This window comes from Plantibacter sp. ME-Dv--P-122b (genome assembly GCF_030209375.1).
GTDB lineage: Bacteria > Actinomycetota > Actinomycetes > Actinomycetales > Microbacteriaceae > Plantibacter.
Genome location: NZ_JARVSC010000009.1, coordinates 68,195 through 84,683, shown reverse-complemented (window position 1 = coordinate 84,683; position 16,489 = coordinate 68,195). Strand labels below are relative to the sequence as shown.

The following is a 16,489-nucleotide window of genomic DNA, read 5'->3' as shown; positions in this document are numbered from 1 at the left end:
GTGCGCCCTTCGACAGCTCAGGGACCGCGTCGGTTCAGGCCCGTGCTCAGCCGAGCTTGACGGCGGTGCCGTAGGCGACGACCTCCTGGTAGTTCTGGCCGACCTCGGCCGCGTCGAACCGCATCGCGAGCACCGCGTCGGCGCCGAGGGCGGTGGCCGCCTCGATGAGTCGCTGCTTCGCCTCCTCGCGGCTCTCAGCGAGCTGCTTGGTGAGCCCGGAGAGCTCACCGCCCAGGAGCGCCTTGAAGTTGGCGCCGAGCTGCACGCCGGCGTTGCGTGCACGGACCGTGAGTCCGGTCACCTCGCCCAGCACCTCGGTGACCTGGCGGCCGGGGACATCGTTCATCGTCGAGATCAGCATGCTCGCAGTCTGGCACCGCTGCGCCCGCCCCCATAGGGGGGATGTCCCGGTCTCCAGGGCCGTACCCCGGTCACCGACCTTTCCCGGGTCACCGACCTTCCCCCGGTCGCTGACCTTCCCCCGGTCGCTGAGCCTTCCCCGGTCACTGAGCTTGTCGAAGTGCAAGCACCGTGGCGCCTCACCCTTCGAGGGGCTCAGGGCCCCCGACATCGTGCGCCAAGGCTGTCGAGGCGGCCAACACGAGGGCAAGCTAATATATCTGTATGTCGAACCCCGAATCGCTGATCACCACGCACGGCCCACAGTCGCTCCAGATTCGCCAGGGCTTCACCGCGGGATCGATCGTCGGTGCTGTGATGACGATCGTCATCGGCATCCGGGCAGGGTTCGGTATCGCGGAGTATTTCGGCATGGCGCTCTGTTTCGCCGAGCTGCTTCTCGCGGCGTACCTGGTCATGACGCGGGTGAACCTGGCCCGCGGCCGGAGACGCTGAACGCCCGAGAGCTACCTGCACGAGACCCGGACGGAACGCGTGATTCCGTCCGGGTCTCGTGTCTCCAGCGAGTGCGCGCGTCGGGCGAGGTCGGCGGGTGACGGCAGACTGGGGTGGTGCACATCGTCCTCCAGCAGCTCGACGGCGCCCGCGTGCGCGTCGTGCACCTCGAGGACCGCCCCATTCCGTCCGGCGAACCACCTCCGGTCTCCGAGACCACCATCCCGCGCGCCGACCTCGCGGCCTTCGTCCGGCGTCTCGAAGCCGAGCCGAATCCGCCGCGCTGGGTCTGGGACGACACCACGCTCTGGTACCCGGCGCTCCTCGCCGCGGGTGTCCGGGTCGCCCGCTGCGTCGACCTCCGGCTCTCACACAACCTCCTCCGCAATGCCGCCTTCACCGCCGACTCCGCCCTCGCGACGGCTCCGGCCGGCCCGTGGGACGAGGTCCTCGACCCACGCGTCGCCCAGCGTGCTGAGGCGGTCGGGACGCTTTTCGACCTCGACCTCCCGGGCGGCGACCGCGATCCCGTCGCCGAGTTCACCCTCCAGCGAGACGCCGTCGAGGGCGCGACACCGCAGGGGCGCTCGCAGCTCGGACTCCTCCTCGCCGCCGAGTCCGCCGGAGCCCTCATCGCCGCGGAGATGACCTTCGCCGGTCTCCCGTGGGACGCCGAGGCCCACGACCGCATCCTCGCCGACGCCCTCGGTCCCAAGGTGCCACCCGGCGTCCGACCGGCGAAGCTGGCCGCGGTCCTCGAGGAGGTCAAGGCCGCCCTCGGGGTACAGGAGCTCAGCCCCGAGTCACCTGGCGAGCTCCTCAAGGCGCTCCAGCGTGCCGGCATCAACGCGACGTCCACCCGGCAGTGGGAGCTGCAGGAGATCGAGCACCCCGTCATCGAACCGCTGCTCCGGTACAAGAAGCTGTCCCGACTCCTCACCGCAAACGGCTGGATGTGGGTCGAGACCTGGGTGAAGGACGGACGCTTCCGCCCCACGTACGTGCCCGGCGGGGTCGTCACGGGCCGCTGGGCGTCCGACGGTGGCGGTGCCCTCCAGCTTCCGCACCAGGTCCGCGGTGCCGTCCTCGCGGACGAGGGCTGGCGTTTCGTCGTCGCCGACGCCGCGCAGCTCGAGCCACGCATCCTCACCGCGATGTCCGGCGACCGCGCGATGGCCGATGCCGGACGCGGCGTCGACCTCTACCAGGGCATGGTCGACGTCGGCGCGGTCGACACCAGACCACACGCGAAGATCGCGATGCTCGGTGCCATGTACGGCGCGACGACGGGGGAGAGCGGGCGCCTCCTGCCCCGGCTCACGAGGGCGTTCCCGCGGGCGATCGAGTTCGTCGAGGCCGCCGCCCGTGCCGGGGAGCGCGGGGAACGGGTCAGCACCCGGCTCGGCCGCACCTCACCGCTACCCGGCGAGACCTGGCGGGAGATCCAGTCGGCCGCATCGATGGAGGGGGCGAATGCCGCCGCGACCCAGCGCGCCCGCATGGAGGCGCGCAGCTGGGGTCGCTTCACCCGCAACTTCGTGGTGCAGGGCACCGCCGCCGAATGGGCGCTGTGCTGGATGGCCGGCCTCCGGACGCGGCTGCAGGCGCTCGCCGCAGAGTCGGTCGGTCCGGCGGCCGCGCTCACCGAGTCGGCCCACCTCGTCTTCTTCCTCCACGACGAGATCGTCGTCCACTGCCCCGAGCACCAGATCGAGCGGGTCGTCGCCCTCGTGCGCGAGGCGGCGGCCGAGGCCGGTCGCCTGATCTTCGGCACCGCGCCGGTCGAGTTCCCGGTCACCACCGCCGTCGTCACCTCCTACGCCGACGCCAAGTAGCCCGCGAACTGTCAGTTGATGCGGGTGTGAGCGGCCCGCACTGTTCCGTAGTGACAGTTCGCGGGCTGGGATGGGAGGTTCAGCCGCCGGTGATCGCCCGGACGGCGTCGGTGATGATGAGGTACCAGCCGTAGACGCCGAGGGCCAGACCGATGAGCCACCACCATTCCGTCCGACGGGACAGGCGCCGTCCCTGCCGTGCCACTCCTCGTGGTGGACGGATCAGTGGGAACGAAGGCGCCATCGACGCCGCGTCGACCGGTTCCAGTCGGCGATCCTGCCAGCGCTCCCATTGCGCGATGCGCTCGGACAGGATGTCGACGACCGAGATCAGCCAGGCCCACACCTCGGGATCGAGCGTCGAGAGGTCCTTGGGCGAGTAGAGGAAGAGATGGTCGTCGACGATCTCGACATCGAGCTCGGCGACGGTGTCGATGAACCTCGCCATGATGTCGGGTGTGAAGAGGTAGAGGGCGTCCGTCTCGTATCCGCGCGGGCAGTACAGCGCGAAGTGGCGGTCGAAGTCGCCCTCGAGCGACAGCCGCTGGTCCCTGTCGTAGGTGACCGGCAGCCGGGGGTGCAGAAGTGAGTTGTTGCCGACGGCGTCCAAGACGATGTGGGGGAGCGCCACGGGCAGCCGGAGCGCCACGTATCCCCAGCGGTGCTCCTTGCGGTTCCGTCCCGAGCCGATGGTCGTGCGCTGGTTCCCGATGGACAGCGGCGACCTGCCACCCCGCCACAGCAGGTCCCTGACGACGCTCGTCCCGCCCATCGTGAAGATCAGGCCGGGCAACGCCACCGGGATGGCGAACGGTCGGTAGCTCAGGCCGTTCGCCCGCGCGAACCGGTCCAGCCGGTACTGGCGGACGCCGCTGCGTCGTCGGACCGTCCGGACCAGCAGGACGAGCATGCCGACGGGCAGTGCGAGGTAGGGCAAGAGGATCAGCGCCGACCAGTCCCATGGCTCATCCGGCATCGAGCCGTCTTCGAGTACGAACCACCAGGCGGAGAGGAAGAGGATCGGCAGCACCGCCAGCACGACGGCGGGCCAGATCGCCGCCATGAGTGGTGGACGCACCTCGCCCGGGAGGCTCGTGCGGTACTCGCGGAGTGCCCGTCGGTCGATCCGTTCGGTGAGCGGTCGCGTATCCAGCGTCGCGGTCCGAGTCGTCGGAGCGGTCATCGCATGTCGGGTGTTCCGTGGGGTACGGGCGCCGGCGTCGTCGTCGCGGGCGTCCGACCAGGGCGGTTCGCGACGACCGTGAGTGCCCGGCCGGCCGCGTGGACCAGGGCCTCGAGCGGGCCGCGACGCTTGGTGAGGGCGATGATCCAGCCGAGGAGGAGCGCACCGGCGACATGGATGAGCCAGAGCTGCGGGCTCGAGATGAGCCACGCCGTGTCGGCATACGTCCCGGCGATCGCGGCGATCAAGGCGCCTACCGAGGCCATGAAGACGTGCGCGGAGTAGACGGTGAGCGGAGCGGCCCCGGCCCCGGTCGCCGGCAGGAGTGCGAGCGACCAACCGCGGTTCAGGACGGTGCCGAGCGCCAGGCACAGGCCGATGACGACCGCCGCGATGCCGATCGTGAAGACGAGGTCGAGCGTGGTGCCCGAGTGCGGGGCGCGGGCGACGAGCCACCAGAAGGACTCCGTGGGGCTCGTGCCGTACATCCCTTCGGCGAGGGCGTCCTCGACCGCGGTGATCGTCGTCGGGTCGGGCTCGAGGCCGCCGGTCCAGGCGCGCGCGATGCCCCGGACGCCGCCGACGGGACCGAGGAGCAGGGCGGCGAGGCGATCCGCGGCGATGGCGACGACGATTCCGATCGCCGCGAGTCGGAGTGCGAACCGTCGCAGGGCCCCATTCGCCCGCGCATCCATGAGCAGCCGGCCGACCGCCATCCCGACGAGGACGTAGACGATCCAGGTGAGCGCCGGGTACACCCCGGTGAGGAGCAGCCCGCGGGCGAACCCGCCGCCGGAGACGTCGAACCAGGACGCACTGCCGATCTCGGGGGAGTCGACGCCACTGAGCGGCACGCGGAGCGCCTGCGAGCAGATCGGCCAGACCACCGCCCAGACGGCCGCGACGATCAGCAACGTGCGCGGACGCCACGTGACGGCCGGGATCGCGAGCCAGAAGGTCACGCCGTAGTAGGCGATGATCACGTAGATGCCGCCGGGCAGGACGCCGAGGGTGAGGCCGAGGACGAGCAGGGCGAAGCCGCGTCCGAAGAGGTTGAGGCGCGCTGCGGCGGGGGATCCGGCGGCGAGGTCGCGGCGGCTCGTGAGGACGATCCCGATCCCGGCCAGCACGGCGAACAGGGCGGCAGCCTTGCCGGAGAGGACCTCCGTGATCGGCGTGTGTCCGCCGGTCGCGATGTCGAAGGCCCAGACGTGCGTGGCCATCATGCCGATGAGCGCGAGGAACCGCGCGAGGTCGAGACCGATCAGTCGGTCGGCGCGCTGTCGGCTGGCTGGGCTGCTCATCGGGTCCAGCATCCCACGCGTGGCGGCTCGGCGACAGGCCCGCGGTGGCGGTACGAGCTCCCGTCCGGTACGCTGTGAAGGTTGCCCGGGTGCGTCCGCTCTGTTCTCGCCCGATCGCAACGATGCTTACACCCTCCTGCCACAGAAAGTCTGTGGCCGTTCGAGTCCGAAGGAGGTGGGTTAGTGACGCATCAGTACGAACTCATGGTCATCCTCGACCCCGAGATTGACGAGCGCACGGTTGCACCGAGCCTCGACAAGTTCCTCAACGTCATCCGCAACGATGGTGGAACCATCGACAAGGTCGACATCTGGGGCCGTCGTCGTCTCGCTTACGAGATCAACAAGAAGACCGAAGGCATCTACGCCGTCGTGGACTTCACTGCATCGAGCACTGCCACGCAGGAGCTCGACCGCCAGCTGAAGCTCTCCGAGGCCGTCATGCGCACCAAGGTGCTGCGTGCCGAAGAGGCCATCGCTCAGGTCGCCACCGAGACGAAGCGCAGCGAAGAGAAGGCCGCCCGCAAGGCTGCCGCCAAGCCCGCTGCTGCTGTCGCCGCGGCTCCCAAGGCAGACGCGGCTCCGGCTGCGGCTGAGACCAAGGAAGCCTAGGGCTCATGGCCGGCGAGACCGTCATCACCGTGGTGGGCAACCTGACCAGCGATCCGGAACTGCGTTTCACGCAGAACGGCCTGGCTGTCGCCAACTTCACCATCGCTTCCACGCCGCGCAACTTCGATCGCGCGACGAACGAATGGAAGGACGGCGAAGCGCTGTTCCTGCGCGCGAGCGTCTGGCGTGAATTCGCCGAGCACGTGGCCGGATCGCTCACCAAGGGAAGCCGCGTCATCGCGACCGGGCGTCTCAAGCAGCGTTCCTACGAGACGAAGGAAGGCGAGAAGCGGACTTCGATGGAACTCGAAGTCGACGAGATCGGCCCTTCGCTCCGGTACGCGACCGCGACCATCAGCCGCGCACCCTCGGGTGGCGGCGGCGGTGGTCAGCAGCGCGGCGGCGGAGCTCCGCAGGTGCAGCAGAACGAGCCCTGGGCTCAGAGCGCACCCGCAGCTTCCGGCGGCAACGGCGGTGCAGATGCCTGGAACACTCCGGGCAGCTACAGCGACGAGACCCCCTTCTAAACAGATTCGATCGGTCCGGTGCTGCCGGCTAGCCGATCACTCCATTCACACGCAAAGGAACAACCATGGCTGGAAAGTCGAGCGGCGACCGCCGCAAGCCTGCCCGCGGTGCTAAGGGCGGCAAGAACGTCGCTCCCGCGAAGGCGATCCGCGTTGGTGTCATCGATTACAAGGATGTCGCCACGCTTCGCAAGTTCATCTCCGAGCGGGGAAAGATCCGCGCTCGTCGTATCACCGGTGTCAACGTCCAGGAGCAGCGACTCATCGCACGTGCGGTCAAGAACGCACGCGAGATGGCGCTCCTGCCCTACGCCGGCTCTGGCCGCTAGGAGGCGCCGCACATGTCGAAAGTGATTCTGACGCACGAGGTCTCCGGCCTCGGCTCCGCTGGTGACGTCGTCGACGTCAAGAACGGCTACGCTCGCAACTTCCTCGTGCCCCAGGGTTTCGCGACCCCGTGGACCCGCGGTGGCGAGAAGCAGGTCGAGCAGATCAAGTCGGCCCGCGCTGCGCGCGAGCACGCCACGATCGAAGAGGCCCAGGACCTGAAGGCTCGCCTCCAGGCAACCAAGGTCAAGCTCACGGTCAAGACGGGTGGCGAAGGCCGTCTGTTCGGTTCCGTGAAGCCTGCCGACATCGCGAAGGCCGTGGCGGAAGCCGGGCTGGGCGAGGTCGACAAGCGCAAGATCGAGATCCACACCCCGATCAAGTACGTCGGCGAGCACGAGGCCACCATCAGCCTCCGCGACGAGATCGTCGCCACGATCACCCTTCAGGTGGTCGCGGCCAAGTAGTACCCGCCGTGCGGTGTCGGGCCTTCGGGTCCGGCGTCACATGCACGTCGTATTGAGCGCGATGGCGGTGGACCGAGAGGTCTGCCGCCATCGCGTTTTTCTGTGCCCGGAACAGGGGTGACGCGTCGCCCCGACACCTGTGTGCTACACCCGTTTCGCCCTCTGCGTCAAGCAAGTTGTACACAGGTGACCCCCGTTCTCCCCAACGTTCGACACAGGATCGAAAGAACTTTCCACACACAGCCTGTGGAATCAGAATCTCCTGGTCAGCGACGTATTGCGCGGCAGAAAAACTTCTCTCTCCACAGGGTTTCCCACAGCTTGTGCACACGACACGCGGCGTTTCCCCCGATCTCTCCACAGAGTTATCCACAGGCAGAGTTGGTTGTGGAGACGAGTGGCCCTATCGTGAGTCATCGGCGTCTCGGAACGGCCGGGCGAGCAGGCTGAGCAGCCCTCGTCCGTAGCCCTCGGGCGCCCTGCAGGGCCCGTGCGTGTCGCATGCTCCTGCTACACCTGAGTCGTCACCACCCGCACCACCCGAGTCAACATCGAGAAGGGATGTCCACTTGTCGATCGCTCACCTCAACCGCTCCGAAGGCGGCGGTTCGTACGACGAGCCGCGCGGCAACGAGCGGGTCCCTCCGCACGACCTCCTCGCGGAGCAGAGTGCCCTCGGTGGCATGCTGCTGTCGAAGGACGCGGTCGCCGATGTGGTCGAGACGCTCCGTGGTGTGGACTTCTACATCCCCAAGCACGAGGTCATCTACGACGCCCTGCTGACGCTGTACTCGCACGGTGAGCCCACCGACGTCATCACCGTGACCGACGAGCTCGTCAAGACGGGCGAGCTGTCTCGCGCGGGTGGCGCGGACTACCTCCACACGCTCACGAGCCTCGTGCCGACGGCGGCCAACGCCGGCTATTACGCCCGCATCGTCGCGGAGCGCGCGCTGCTGCGTCGTCTCGTCGAGGCTGGCACCCGCATCGTGCAGATGGGGTACGCCGCAGAGGGTGAGGCCGTCGAGCTGGTCAACTCCGCGCAGGCCGAGATCTACGCCGTCTCGGGCAACCAGGAGGTCGAGGACTACGTCCCGCTGACCGACGCGGTGAGCGCGGCGATCGACGAGATCGAGGCCGCCAAGCACACCGACGGTTCCATGACCGGCGTGCCGACGGGCTTCCGCGAGCTCGACGAACTGACGAACGGTCTGCACCCTGGCCAGCTCATCATCGTCGCCGCCCGACCCGCTATCGGTAAGTCCACGCTCGCGCTCGACTTCGCTCGCGCAGCCTCGGTCCACTACAACCAGCCGTCGATCTTCTTCTCGCTCGAGATGGGGCGCAGCGAGATCGCGATGCGTCTCATGAGTGCGGAGGCGTCGGTGCCGCTGCAGCTCATGCGGAAGGGCACCGTCGACTCGCAGGACTGGACCAAGATCGCGCAGGTGCGTGGCCGCATCAACGACGCACCGCTCTACATCGACGACAGCCCGAACATGACGCTCGTCGAGATCCGCGCGAAGTGCCGGCGACTCAAGCAGCGTGTGGGGCTGAAGATGGTCGTCATCGACTACCTGCAGCTGTTGACGTCCGGTAAGCGTGTCGAGAGCCGTCAGCAGGAGGTCTCGGAGTTCTCCCGCGCGCTGAAGCTCATGGCGAAGGAGCTCCAGGTCCCCGTCATCGCGCTGTCGCAGCTGAACCGTGGTGCGGAGCAGCGCGCCGACAAGATGCCGGCACTGTCCGACCTCCGTGAGTCGGGCTCGATCGAGCAGGACGCCGACATGGTGGTGCTCCTGCACCGCGAGTCCGCCTACGAGAAGGACAGCCCGCGAGCCGGCGAGGCCGACCTCATCATCGCCAAGCACCGGAACGGCCCGACGCGAACGATCACCGTCGGCTTCCACGGGCACTTCAGCCGCTTCGCCGACATGGCGCCGGGGATGTAGCCCTCTTGTAGGTTCCAGGTGAAGATGGCATATTCCACGTGTACTTGGCAGGCGTTTGGCAAATTTGCCATCTCCCTCGGAATCGCCGAGCCTGCAATATTGGCCGCCGGCTAGTCCGATTTGGCTGCCGTGACGTCAACGTCTCGGCCCCCGCTTCGCGTCGAAACCGCCTGGTTCACGCCTATCAGGTCTTCTGGATGACGGGCACTGTCGTGAGTCCACCGTCGACGATGAGCGGGCCTGTGTGGTTGGCGCAGCCCGCTGACACGACGAGCTCGGGGGAGTTCAGATCCTCTTGGCGCTGCTTTCCTCCCTCAATTGCAGTTGGCCTGGCTCGCCCACGCCCACCACGCCATAGCGGTCCGATCAATCTCCGAGTGCGCCGACGCTGTCCGCATAGCCAATGCGAACTTGGATGAAAGCGTAAGGAACGCGCGATCGCTCACGGTGGGTGTGCCTACCTGGGAAGAGATCAGTCAGGCGTCTGGGCTGAAGAGTCGCCAGCTTGCGCACACGCGGTGGCACCGTCGACCGGACCGTCCCTGAACGCCATATCGCACCGCACCGTGCACGAGCCCTCCTGGAAAGGGTGGTGAATGGCCTTACTCCAATCTGGTGTCTCGTAAAGGTTTCGCTTTCCGGGAGTATCCTCCGGCCGCCATCGCACGGACATTCAAATGGTCGTTGGTGGCCTGTCGCCTGAGGGATCTTCGTACAGGGCCGCTGTCGTCGCATGGTCGCCGGCGTCGTCGGTGGATCGCGCGAGGTTCTCGCGCGTGATGAGCACGCGGGGATCGTCTGGGCCGAGCAGCCGGCGCTCGTCGGCGAGCTGCGCGGTGTACAGCCCGATCGCCTGTTCCGCACCGAGGGCGTGCTCGGTGGCGCGAGCCACGCCCGACCTCGCGGCGAGTGCGTCGGGACTGTCTTGGCCTGACCTCGCGGCGAGTGCGGTTGCGACCTGCTCCCAGAGAGGAAGCGCTTCAGCCGCCCGACCCGAGTCCACGAGCGCCGAGGCCAATCGGCCGCGGGTGGTGATGAGGTCCGCGCTGTCGCTGCCCAGAGTCTTCGCCTGGATGGCGAGAATGTCTTCCGTGACCCGGATGGCGTCCAACGGGCGGTCGGAGTCCGAGAGGGCGAGGGCGAGTTCTGCTCGGGTGTCGAGCACGTCGGCATCGGATTCAGTGCGTGTGGTCAGTTGCTGAGCCAGCACCGATTCGAGCATCTCCACCGCGGCCTTCGGTCGCCCGTCGAGCGCCATGGCGCTCGCGATCGACCGGCGAGTCCCCAGAACCTCCGAGGCGTCCGGACCGTAGACGTCCTTCTCCGCGCTAAGAAGCTCTTCGAGCAGCTCGATCGCCCGCCTCGGGTTGCCGAGTTGTCGCTGCGTCTGAGCGAAGGTCCACTGCAGCTCGCGGTCGCGTTCGTCGCGCAGGTCGAGTCGAGAGAGGGCGTCATCGCCCAAGCGCTCGATCGCCCGGTTCTCCTCGTGCAGATCGGCGAGAATTCCGAGCAGCGCGCGACTCGCATCGACGAACTCGCTGTCGTCGAGGTCGGCTCTGTAGGCCAGCAACAGCCGGCCGGCCTGCGCCGCTCGATGCGCAGGAGTGTCGCGATCGGCGATGAGGTCTTTGGCCTGCTCGATGAGTGCACGGCGCACCCGTAGCCGTCGCGGCGCCTTCGCGAAGTCGTTGGCGGCGAGCTTCATCTGCGCCACGTCGTGGAACTGGCAGAAGAACTCGTCGACCGTGCGTACCCAGGCGCGGTCGGTCACACTCCTCCCCGAGGTGGGATCGCCGCGGTCGTCGCCGAGTTGCGCGAGCGCGGTCGCCAGCATCTCCCGATCCCACGATCGATCGGCGGCCGCGTCGGCCGAGACGATGGCGGGGATGGCCAGGGTCGCCAGCGTCAACGCTTCGCGGTCGGGGTCGCTGAGCCGCTCCCACGCCGTCTTGTAGAGGTCCTCGACCTTGCCCGACAGCCGCTCGAGATCCCTCGGATCGATCTCGAGCACGTCGTCGTCGGGGTCGCCGTACGTCTCCAGCACCAGCTCCAGCGCGAACGGATTGCGGTAGGTGGACACCAGCGCGTCGCGGGTGGCCGCACCGACCTGCGCGTGATGCGCGTGCACGATCGATTCGAGGTCCTCAATGTCCAGGGCATGTAGCGAGGCATCGGGTGAGAACGGGGGCGGAAGAGTCGTCGACTCCTCGTCGATGCGGATCAACCGCTCGCCCGCACCCTGCATGACGCGCACGAGGCCGGGGTCGGCGTCGACGAACCCGGGCCATCCGGTCGTCAGGATCATCACCGGGGCGTCGCGCCGGATCAAACGCTCGAGCAGGTCGAGGAGAAGCTCATCGGCATCGTGCACGTCCTCCACGACGAGCACGACGGGAACCAGCGGGGCGATCTTGGTGAGGAACGACTCCACCTCGTCGACCTCGGAGGGCCGGTACACGATCCCCTCCGCGCTCCTGAGGTTCTTGCTGCGGGCCCGGGCAGCTCTCGTCCCCGCCATCCCCTTGCGGATCAGCCAGCTCATCGCCGAGAAACCCGGGAGCGCGCCCCCGACCATCTCAGCGGCTTTCGTGACGCCGAAGTCGACGACCGCGGTCTTGCCCTCCTCGAGCACCTTCGCACGCAGCGCGAGGAAGGCGGGGTAGGCGAACTTCTCCACGAAGCCCGCCCGGTACCACCACGCGTTCTCGAGATGGTCGATGTGCTTGCGCAGCACGCCGACGTCTTGCAGCAGCGACTCGGTGGCCGTGCCGTTGCGCCTGCCGCAGGCGATTCCCCACCACACGTAATCCGGTCGGCTCATCGGCACGTGCTCGAAGTCGGGTGGGTTGATGGTCTTGCGTCGTTCCGAGACCTTGGCATGATCGGTGCCGATCGCCGATGGCCAGTACGCCGGCTCGGTCTGGCGCGACTGCGCCAGCGCAGAGTAGAACTCCCGGACGATGCGCGTCTTGCCCCAGCCGGTCGGCGCCTCCAGCGAGACCCAGACGGGCCGCCGGTCTGCCTGTGCTCGATCGAACACGTCGAGGAGGCCGGCCACGATCGCTTGCCGTCCTTCGCCGACGAACTCTGCCTCGCGTGGGTCGGATGTCACGGGGTTCCTCCTTCATTGCGTCATCGGGCCGGCGCTGATCAGCGCCGGCCGCCCCGCAGGGCCGCCTGGGCGCGCACGGCGATGTGCAGGTTGAGCCGGTGCTCCGGGTCGGTGAGGTCGCGACCGCTCAATTCGCGGATGCGCCCGAGCCGGTAACGAAGGGTGCTGCGGTGGATGGTCAGCGCATCCGCCGCACGGTCGTAGTTGCCGCCGGAGTCCAGGTACAGCGCGAGCGTGTGGACGAGATCCGAGTGGTGTTCCCGGTCGTGCGCCAGGAGCGGGCCGAGCCATTCATCGAGGTACCCGGCGAGTTCGGCACCGTCGTCCGACATGTCGAGGATGCGCAGGATGCCGAGGCGGTCGTAGTCGGAGACGCCGTAGGGCCGTCGCGACCCGATCCTGATCTTCACAGCCCGACCGGCCCCGGCGAAGGAGCGCGGGAGATCTTCGACCGGGCCCGCTGAGCCGACCCCGATCGTGCCCCGGGCGCTGAACATCGTCGACGACAGCCTGCCGTAAAGAGTCGAGAGGTCTGAGCGGTCGGCGACGATCGCGAGCACGCCGTCGGGCCGGCGCGAGATAAGCGTGGGAACGCGCATCGCCGAGAGCGCGTGGCCCACCGCCGCGCCGAGGTCGATGCCGTTCGGCGACGTGTGCTCCCATGAGACGAGCAGCGCCCGCAGCGAGCCGCCGAGGTCGAAACGGAGCATCTCGGCGCGAGCGAGGGCATCGACCACATCGGTGCCGACGACGAGATCGTCGGCCAGGTTGCGGCCCAGCCGGATCTCGACCTGCGCGATGCTGCGGTGGTGCACGAGCTCGACGGCGATCATCGCCATGGCGTGCTCGACGGCGAATCGGTCGTCATCGGTCCGGTCGTCATCCGGGTCGTAGAGCCCGATCACGCCGACGGTCTCCTCGCCCGAGCGGATCTCCATCGGGCGCCATCCGGTCGGCGAAGGGCGGGCCGGGTGACGGAGGATGAGAGCTCGCAGGTTGGATGGCACGGGGGCGTCGTCCGCCCTGACGAACGCTCGCTGATGACCAAGGGAATCCTGGAGCACGACGGATCGTCGCGTAAGCCCGCTCAACGCGGCGACGAGCCGTGACTCACCGTCGCCGTCCCTCGCTCCGACAGCGGCGATCAAGGTGTCGCGGATGCGCTGATGGCTGTCGAATCGCAGGATGTTCGCCGCCAAGGTGCGATTCAGTTGCACCTGGGCGAGACCGAGTTCACGCAGCTCGTGCACCTGCCGGCGTTGCCGGACGATGAGCTCGGCCATGGCGAGCCCCGCGCTGGTCGGCTCGGCCAGCGAGCTCAGCAGCACCAGCGTCTCACTCGAGGGCTCGACCGTCAGCCGCAGCACGAACGCACCCGCGATCGTCTCGCCGGCGCCTCGGAAGAACAGGGCGTACTGCCAGGCCCGACCGCTCTCCAGCTCGCCGCTGGTGCCGGCACGTGCCTCCATCAGCTCGTCGAGTCGGCGGTTGGCTCTGCCCGAATAGCGCACCAGACGACCACGCTCGGCGGTGTAGACGGCGGGGACCGTGCATCCGGAGATCGCCCTCGCGGCGGCGGTCGCGAGACGGAAGGTGCGGCGGATCGTCGGCTGTTCAGACGCCCTCGAACCCGCTCTGAAGAGGCCGTACAAGTCCGACCGTGCCTTGGCATCGAGGTCAGCTTGTACGACGAGGTCTGGGTCGCTCAGTGCGCACATGATGGTGGACTCCGCAGGGCTAACGCTAGCCGCTTCGGCACCGGCCCGATAGGGCGACATCGACCGCTTCTTTCGTTCTGCCAGGGCGAAGAGCCGCCGCCCCAGACGGCGCACAATCGGCCTCAGCGGAACCGCTCCCGGCCCCGCCGCCGGGCGGAGAGCCCGACCGCTCGACGAAAGGAGAACTGTGATGGCCAAAGCAGTCGGCATCGACCTCGGCACGACCAACTCGGTGATCGCGGTCTGGGAAGGCGGAGAGGCGAAAGTCATCCCGAACGCTGAGGGGGCCCGCACGACCCCGTCCGTCGTCGCGTTCACCGACACCGGCGAGCGACTCGTCGGGCAGCTCGCACGGCGGCAGGCGATCCTGAATCCGAAGGGCACGATCTCGTCGGCCAAGAGGTTCATCGGGCGCACGTTCGACGAGATCGGCGAGGAGTCCAAGGCGGTCGGCTTCGATATCGCGCCGGGGCCGAACGGCGAGGCCCGGTTCATGATCCGTGACAAGCTCCACTCGCCGGAGGAGATAAGCGCCCTCGTGCTGCGCAAGCTCGTCGACGACGCCGCCAAGTTCCTCGGCGAGAAGGTGACCGAGGCGGTCATCACGGTTCCCGCCTACTTCAACGACGCCCAGCGCACCGCGACGAAGGACGCCGGCCGTATCGCCGGACTCGAGGTGCTGCGCATCATCAACGAGCCGACCGCGGCCGCCCTCGCCTACGGCATGGACAAGAAGGAGCACGAGACCGTGCTCGTGTTCGACCTCGGCGGCGGCACCTTCGACGTGAGCCTCCTGGATGTCGGTGACGGCGTGGTGGAGGTGCGCTCGACCGCGGGCGACACCCATCTCGGCGGTGACGACTTCGACCGTCGTGTGGTCGACTACCTCGCCGACGAGTTCCAGAAGGTGGAGGGCATCGACCTGCGCAAAGACCCGCAAGCGCTCCAGCGCCTGTTCGAGGCGGCCGAGAAGGCCAAGGTCGAACTCAGCACCGTGAGCCAGACCCAGGTCAGTCTGCCGTTCATCACGGCGGATGCCGCCGGCCCGAAACACCTGACGACGACGCTGAAGCGCGCGACCTTCGACAACATCACCGCCGATCTCGTCGAACGGTGCCTCGGCCCGGTGCGGCAGGCCATGGACGACGCGAAGGTCACCGAGAACGACATCGACGAGGTCATCCTGGTCGGCGGTTCGACGAGGATCCCGGCGGTGCAGAACCTCGTCACCCGGCTCACCGGGGGCAGAGACCCCAACATGACGGTCAATCCAGACGAGGTGGTCGCCGTCGGTGCGGCCATCCAGGCGGGCGTGCTGAAGGGGGAGGTCAGCGACGTGCTCCTGCTCGACGTGACCCCGCTGTCGCTCGGCGTCGAGACGCGCGGCGGTCTGATGACCACGATCATCGAGCGCAACACCACCATCCCGGCGCGACGGAGCGAGGTGTTCTCCACCGCGCAGGACAGCCAGGACTCCGTCGAGATCGTCGTGCTGCAGGGGGAGCGGGAGCGTGCCGCCGACAACCGCGTGCTCGGCCGGTTCACCCTGACCGGCATCCGGCCGGCGCCGCGCGGCGAACCCCAGGTCGAGGTCACCTTCGACATCGACGCGAACGGCATCCTGAACGTGAAGGCGCGCGACAAGGACACCGGTGCGGAGCAGGGCATCACGATCAGCGGCACGACGAACCTCGACCAGGCCGAGATCGAGCGCATGGTGCAGGAGGCCGAACAGCATCGCGCCGAGGACCAGCAGCTGCGCGGAGACGTCGACGCCCGCAACGAGCTCGACGCCGCCGCCTACCGGGTCGAGCGCACGCTCGCCGAGCACGGCGATTCCGTGCCCCAGCACGAGCGCGCCCGGGCCGAGATGTTGGTCGGGCAGGCTCGCGAGGCCGTCGGCCGGGAGGCCTCGGCATCCGAATCGCGAGAGCTGACCAGCGAGCTGCAGCAAATGGACGCCGCCCTGTCCGTCGCCCGGGCATCCAATGGGCCGTCCTCCGAGGCTCAGCCCGAGGACGAGTCTGACGACGACGTCGTCGACGCCGAGTTCGATCGAAGCTGAGGGACCGTGACATGGACGACACGGACGGCCCCGACACCGACACCGACACCGACACCGCCGCGGGTGCCGCGTCGGCCCAGCCCGTAGCACCCGACGAGCCGGACCTTCGTCTCGCCGACCTCGAGGACCGCTGGCGCCGTGCGGTCGCCGACCTCGACAACCTGAGGAAGCGGGCGGCACGGGAGATCGAATTCGTCCGCGACTCCGAGCGTGCCCAGGCCGCATCCGTCTTCCTCCCCGTCGTCGACGGGCTCGAGGATGCGGTCACCTACGCCCGAGGGCAGAGCGCCGGCCTGGCCGAAGGCATGCAGGCGATCCGGGAACAGGCCATCGCCGCGCTCGAGCGCCTCGGCTACCCCCGCATCGACGAGGTCGGGGTGCCCTTCGACCCGCGCATCCACGAGGTCGTGTCGGTGGCAGGCCGGGACGACCGGCCGCCGCGAACGGTCGTGGTCATCGCCCGGCTCGGGTTCGGAACCCCGGATCGGCTGCTGCGGGCCGCCGGAGTCGTCGTCACCTCAGCCGAGGAGTGACA

14 protein-coding genes are annotated in these 16,489 nt (G+C 68.3%); 9 read left to right on the top strand and 5 right to left on the bottom strand.

Annotation, left to right across the window (positions count from 1 at the left end):
• Positions 1-46 precede the first annotated feature (46 nt).
• Positions 47-361: a YbjQ family protein gene (locus QRN19_RS15365; RefSeq protein ID WP_064294105.1), complete on the bottom strand. Its 315-nt coding sequence runs from the start codon at positions 359-361 to the stop codon at positions 47-49.
• Positions 362-624: 263 nt separating this feature from the next.
• Between QRN19_RS15365 and QRN19_RS15360 the strand changes: the two genes are divergently transcribed.
• Both QRN19_RS15360 and QRN19_RS15355 read left to right on the top strand, forming a co-directional pair.
• Positions 625-855, top strand: a complete 231-nt coding sequence (locus tag QRN19_RS15360; RefSeq protein WP_285028027.1) for a hypothetical protein — start codon at positions 625-627, stop codon at positions 853-855.
• Between the two features lie 116 nt (positions 856-971).
• Complete coding sequence (locus QRN19_RS15355; RefSeq protein WP_502928273.1) at positions 972-2,690, top strand: bifunctional 3'-5' exonuclease/DNA polymerase; 1,719 nt, start codon at positions 972-974, stop codon at positions 2,688-2,690.
• Positions 2,691-2,769: 79 nt separating this feature from the next.
• Here QRN19_RS15355 and QRN19_RS15350 read toward each other — a convergent pair whose 3' ends face one another.
• Both QRN19_RS15350 and QRN19_RS15345 read right to left on the bottom strand, forming a co-directional pair.
• Positions 2,770-3,873 carry a hypothetical protein gene (locus QRN19_RS15350; RefSeq protein WP_285028026.1) on the bottom strand — a complete coding sequence of 368 codons (1,104 nt, stop codon included), beginning with the start codon at positions 3,871-3,873 and terminating at the stop codon, positions 2,770-2,772.
• A complete protein-coding gene (locus QRN19_RS15345; RefSeq protein WP_285028025.1) occupies positions 3,870-5,177 on the bottom strand; it encodes a heparan-alpha-glucosaminide N-acetyltransferase domain-containing protein in 1,308 nt (435 codons plus the stop codon). Before QRN19_RS15345 ends, QRN19_RS15350 begins: the two co-directional genes overlap by 4 nt.
• A gap of 204 nt (positions 5,178-5,381) precedes the next feature.
• Here QRN19_RS15345 and rpsF point away from each other — a divergent pair, with 204 nt between their 5' ends.
• The 5 genes from rpsF (at position 5,382) to dnaB (ending at position 9,059) form a co-directional block, all read left to right on the top strand.
• On the top strand, positions 5,382-5,789 hold the full coding sequence (gene rpsF, locus QRN19_RS15340) for a 30S ribosomal protein S6 (protein ID WP_228506624.1): 408 nt from the start codon (positions 5,382-5,384) through the stop codon (positions 5,787-5,789).
• A 5-nt stretch (positions 5,790-5,794) separates the two neighbouring features.
• Positions 5,795-6,316 carry a single-stranded DNA-binding protein gene (locus QRN19_RS15335; RefSeq protein ID WP_064295656.1) on the top strand — a complete coding sequence of 174 codons (522 nt, stop codon included), beginning with the start codon at positions 5,795-5,797 and terminating at the stop codon, positions 6,314-6,316.
• Positions 6,317-6,381: 65 nt separating this feature from the next.
• The gene (gene rpsR / locus QRN19_RS15330; protein ID WP_056010351.1) at positions 6,382-6,645 is read left to right on the top strand and encodes a 30S ribosomal protein S18; all 264 of its coding nucleotides are present in this window, start codon (positions 6,382-6,384) and stop codon (positions 6,643-6,645) included.
• A 12-nt stretch (positions 6,646-6,657) separates the two neighbouring features.
• Positions 6,658-7,110, top strand: coding sequence for a 50S ribosomal protein L9 (gene rplI / locus QRN19_RS15325; RefSeq protein ID WP_056010352.1), 453 nt, complete (start codon positions 6,658-6,660; stop codon positions 7,108-7,110).
• Between the two features lie 575 nt (positions 7,111-7,685).
• On the top strand, positions 7,686-9,059 hold the full coding sequence (gene dnaB, locus QRN19_RS15320) for a replicative DNA helicase (RefSeq protein ID WP_369808454.1): 1,374 nt from the start codon (positions 7,686-7,688) through the stop codon (positions 9,057-9,059).
• A 673-nt stretch (positions 9,060-9,732) separates the two neighbouring features.
• Here the strand turns inward: dnaB and QRN19_RS15315 are convergent.
• Positions 9,733-12,171 carry a tetratricopeptide repeat-containing protein gene (locus QRN19_RS15315; protein ID WP_285028022.1) on the bottom strand — a complete coding sequence of 813 codons (2,439 nt, stop codon included), beginning with the start codon at positions 12,169-12,171 and terminating at the stop codon, positions 9,733-9,735.
• Positions 12,172-12,209: 38 nt separating this feature from the next.
• Positions 12,210-13,889 carry a PucR family transcriptional regulator gene (locus tag QRN19_RS15310; protein WP_285028021.1) on the bottom strand — a complete coding sequence of 560 codons (1,680 nt, stop codon included), beginning with the start codon at positions 13,887-13,889 and terminating at the stop codon, positions 12,210-12,212.
• 190 nt (positions 13,890-14,079) lie between these two features.
• Here QRN19_RS15310 and dnaK point away from each other — a divergent pair, with 190 nt between their 5' ends.
• Together dnaK and QRN19_RS15300 are read left to right on the top strand one after the other, a co-directional pair.
• Entirely contained in the window at positions 14,080-15,954 is a 1,875-nt protein-coding gene (gene dnaK, locus QRN19_RS15305; protein WP_285028020.1) for a molecular chaperone DnaK, read from the top strand.
• A gap of 11 nt (positions 15,955-15,965) precedes the next feature.
• A complete protein-coding gene (locus tag QRN19_RS15300; protein WP_285028018.1) occupies positions 15,966-16,487 on the top strand; it encodes a nucleotide exchange factor GrpE in 522 nt (173 codons plus the stop codon).
• Positions 16,488-16,489 lie beyond the last annotated feature (2 nt).

Coding starts and splice junctions, on each gene's coding strand:
- QRN19_RS15365 (WP_064294105.1), bottom strand. CDS start 361: ATGCTGATCTCGACGATGAACGATGTCCCCGGCCGCCAGGTCACCGAG.
- QRN19_RS15360 (WP_285028027.1), top strand. CDS start 625: ATGTCGAACCCCGAATCGCTGATCACCACGCACGGCCCACAGTCGCTC.
- QRN19_RS15350 (WP_285028026.1), bottom strand. CDS start 3,873: ATGACCGCTCCGACGACTCGGACCGCGACGCTGGATACGCGACCGCTC.
- QRN19_RS15345 (WP_285028025.1), bottom strand. CDS start 5,177: ATGAGCAGCCCAGCCAGCCGACAGCGCGCCGACCGACTGATCGGTCTC.
- rpsF (WP_228506624.1), top strand. CDS start 5,382: ATGGTCATCCTCGACCCCGAGATTGACGAGCGCACGGTTGCACCGAGC.
- QRN19_RS15335 (WP_064295656.1), top strand. CDS start 5,795: ATGGCCGGCGAGACCGTCATCACCGTGGTGGGCAACCTGACCAGCGAT.
- rpsR (WP_056010351.1), top strand. CDS start 6,382: ATGGCTGGAAAGTCGAGCGGCGACCGCCGCAAGCCTGCCCGCGGTGCT.
- rplI (WP_056010352.1), top strand. CDS start 6,658: ATGTCGAAAGTGATTCTGACGCACGAGGTCTCCGGCCTCGGCTCCGCT.
- QRN19_RS15310 (WP_285028021.1), bottom strand. CDS start 13,889: ATGTGCGCACTGAGCGACCCAGACCTCGTCGTACAAGCTGACCTCGAT.
- dnaK (WP_285028020.1), top strand. CDS start 14,080: ATGGCCAAAGCAGTCGGCATCGACCTCGGCACGACCAACTCGGTGATC.
- QRN19_RS15300 (WP_285028018.1), top strand. CDS start 15,966: ATGGACGACACGGACGGCCCCGACACCGACACCGACACCGACACCGCC.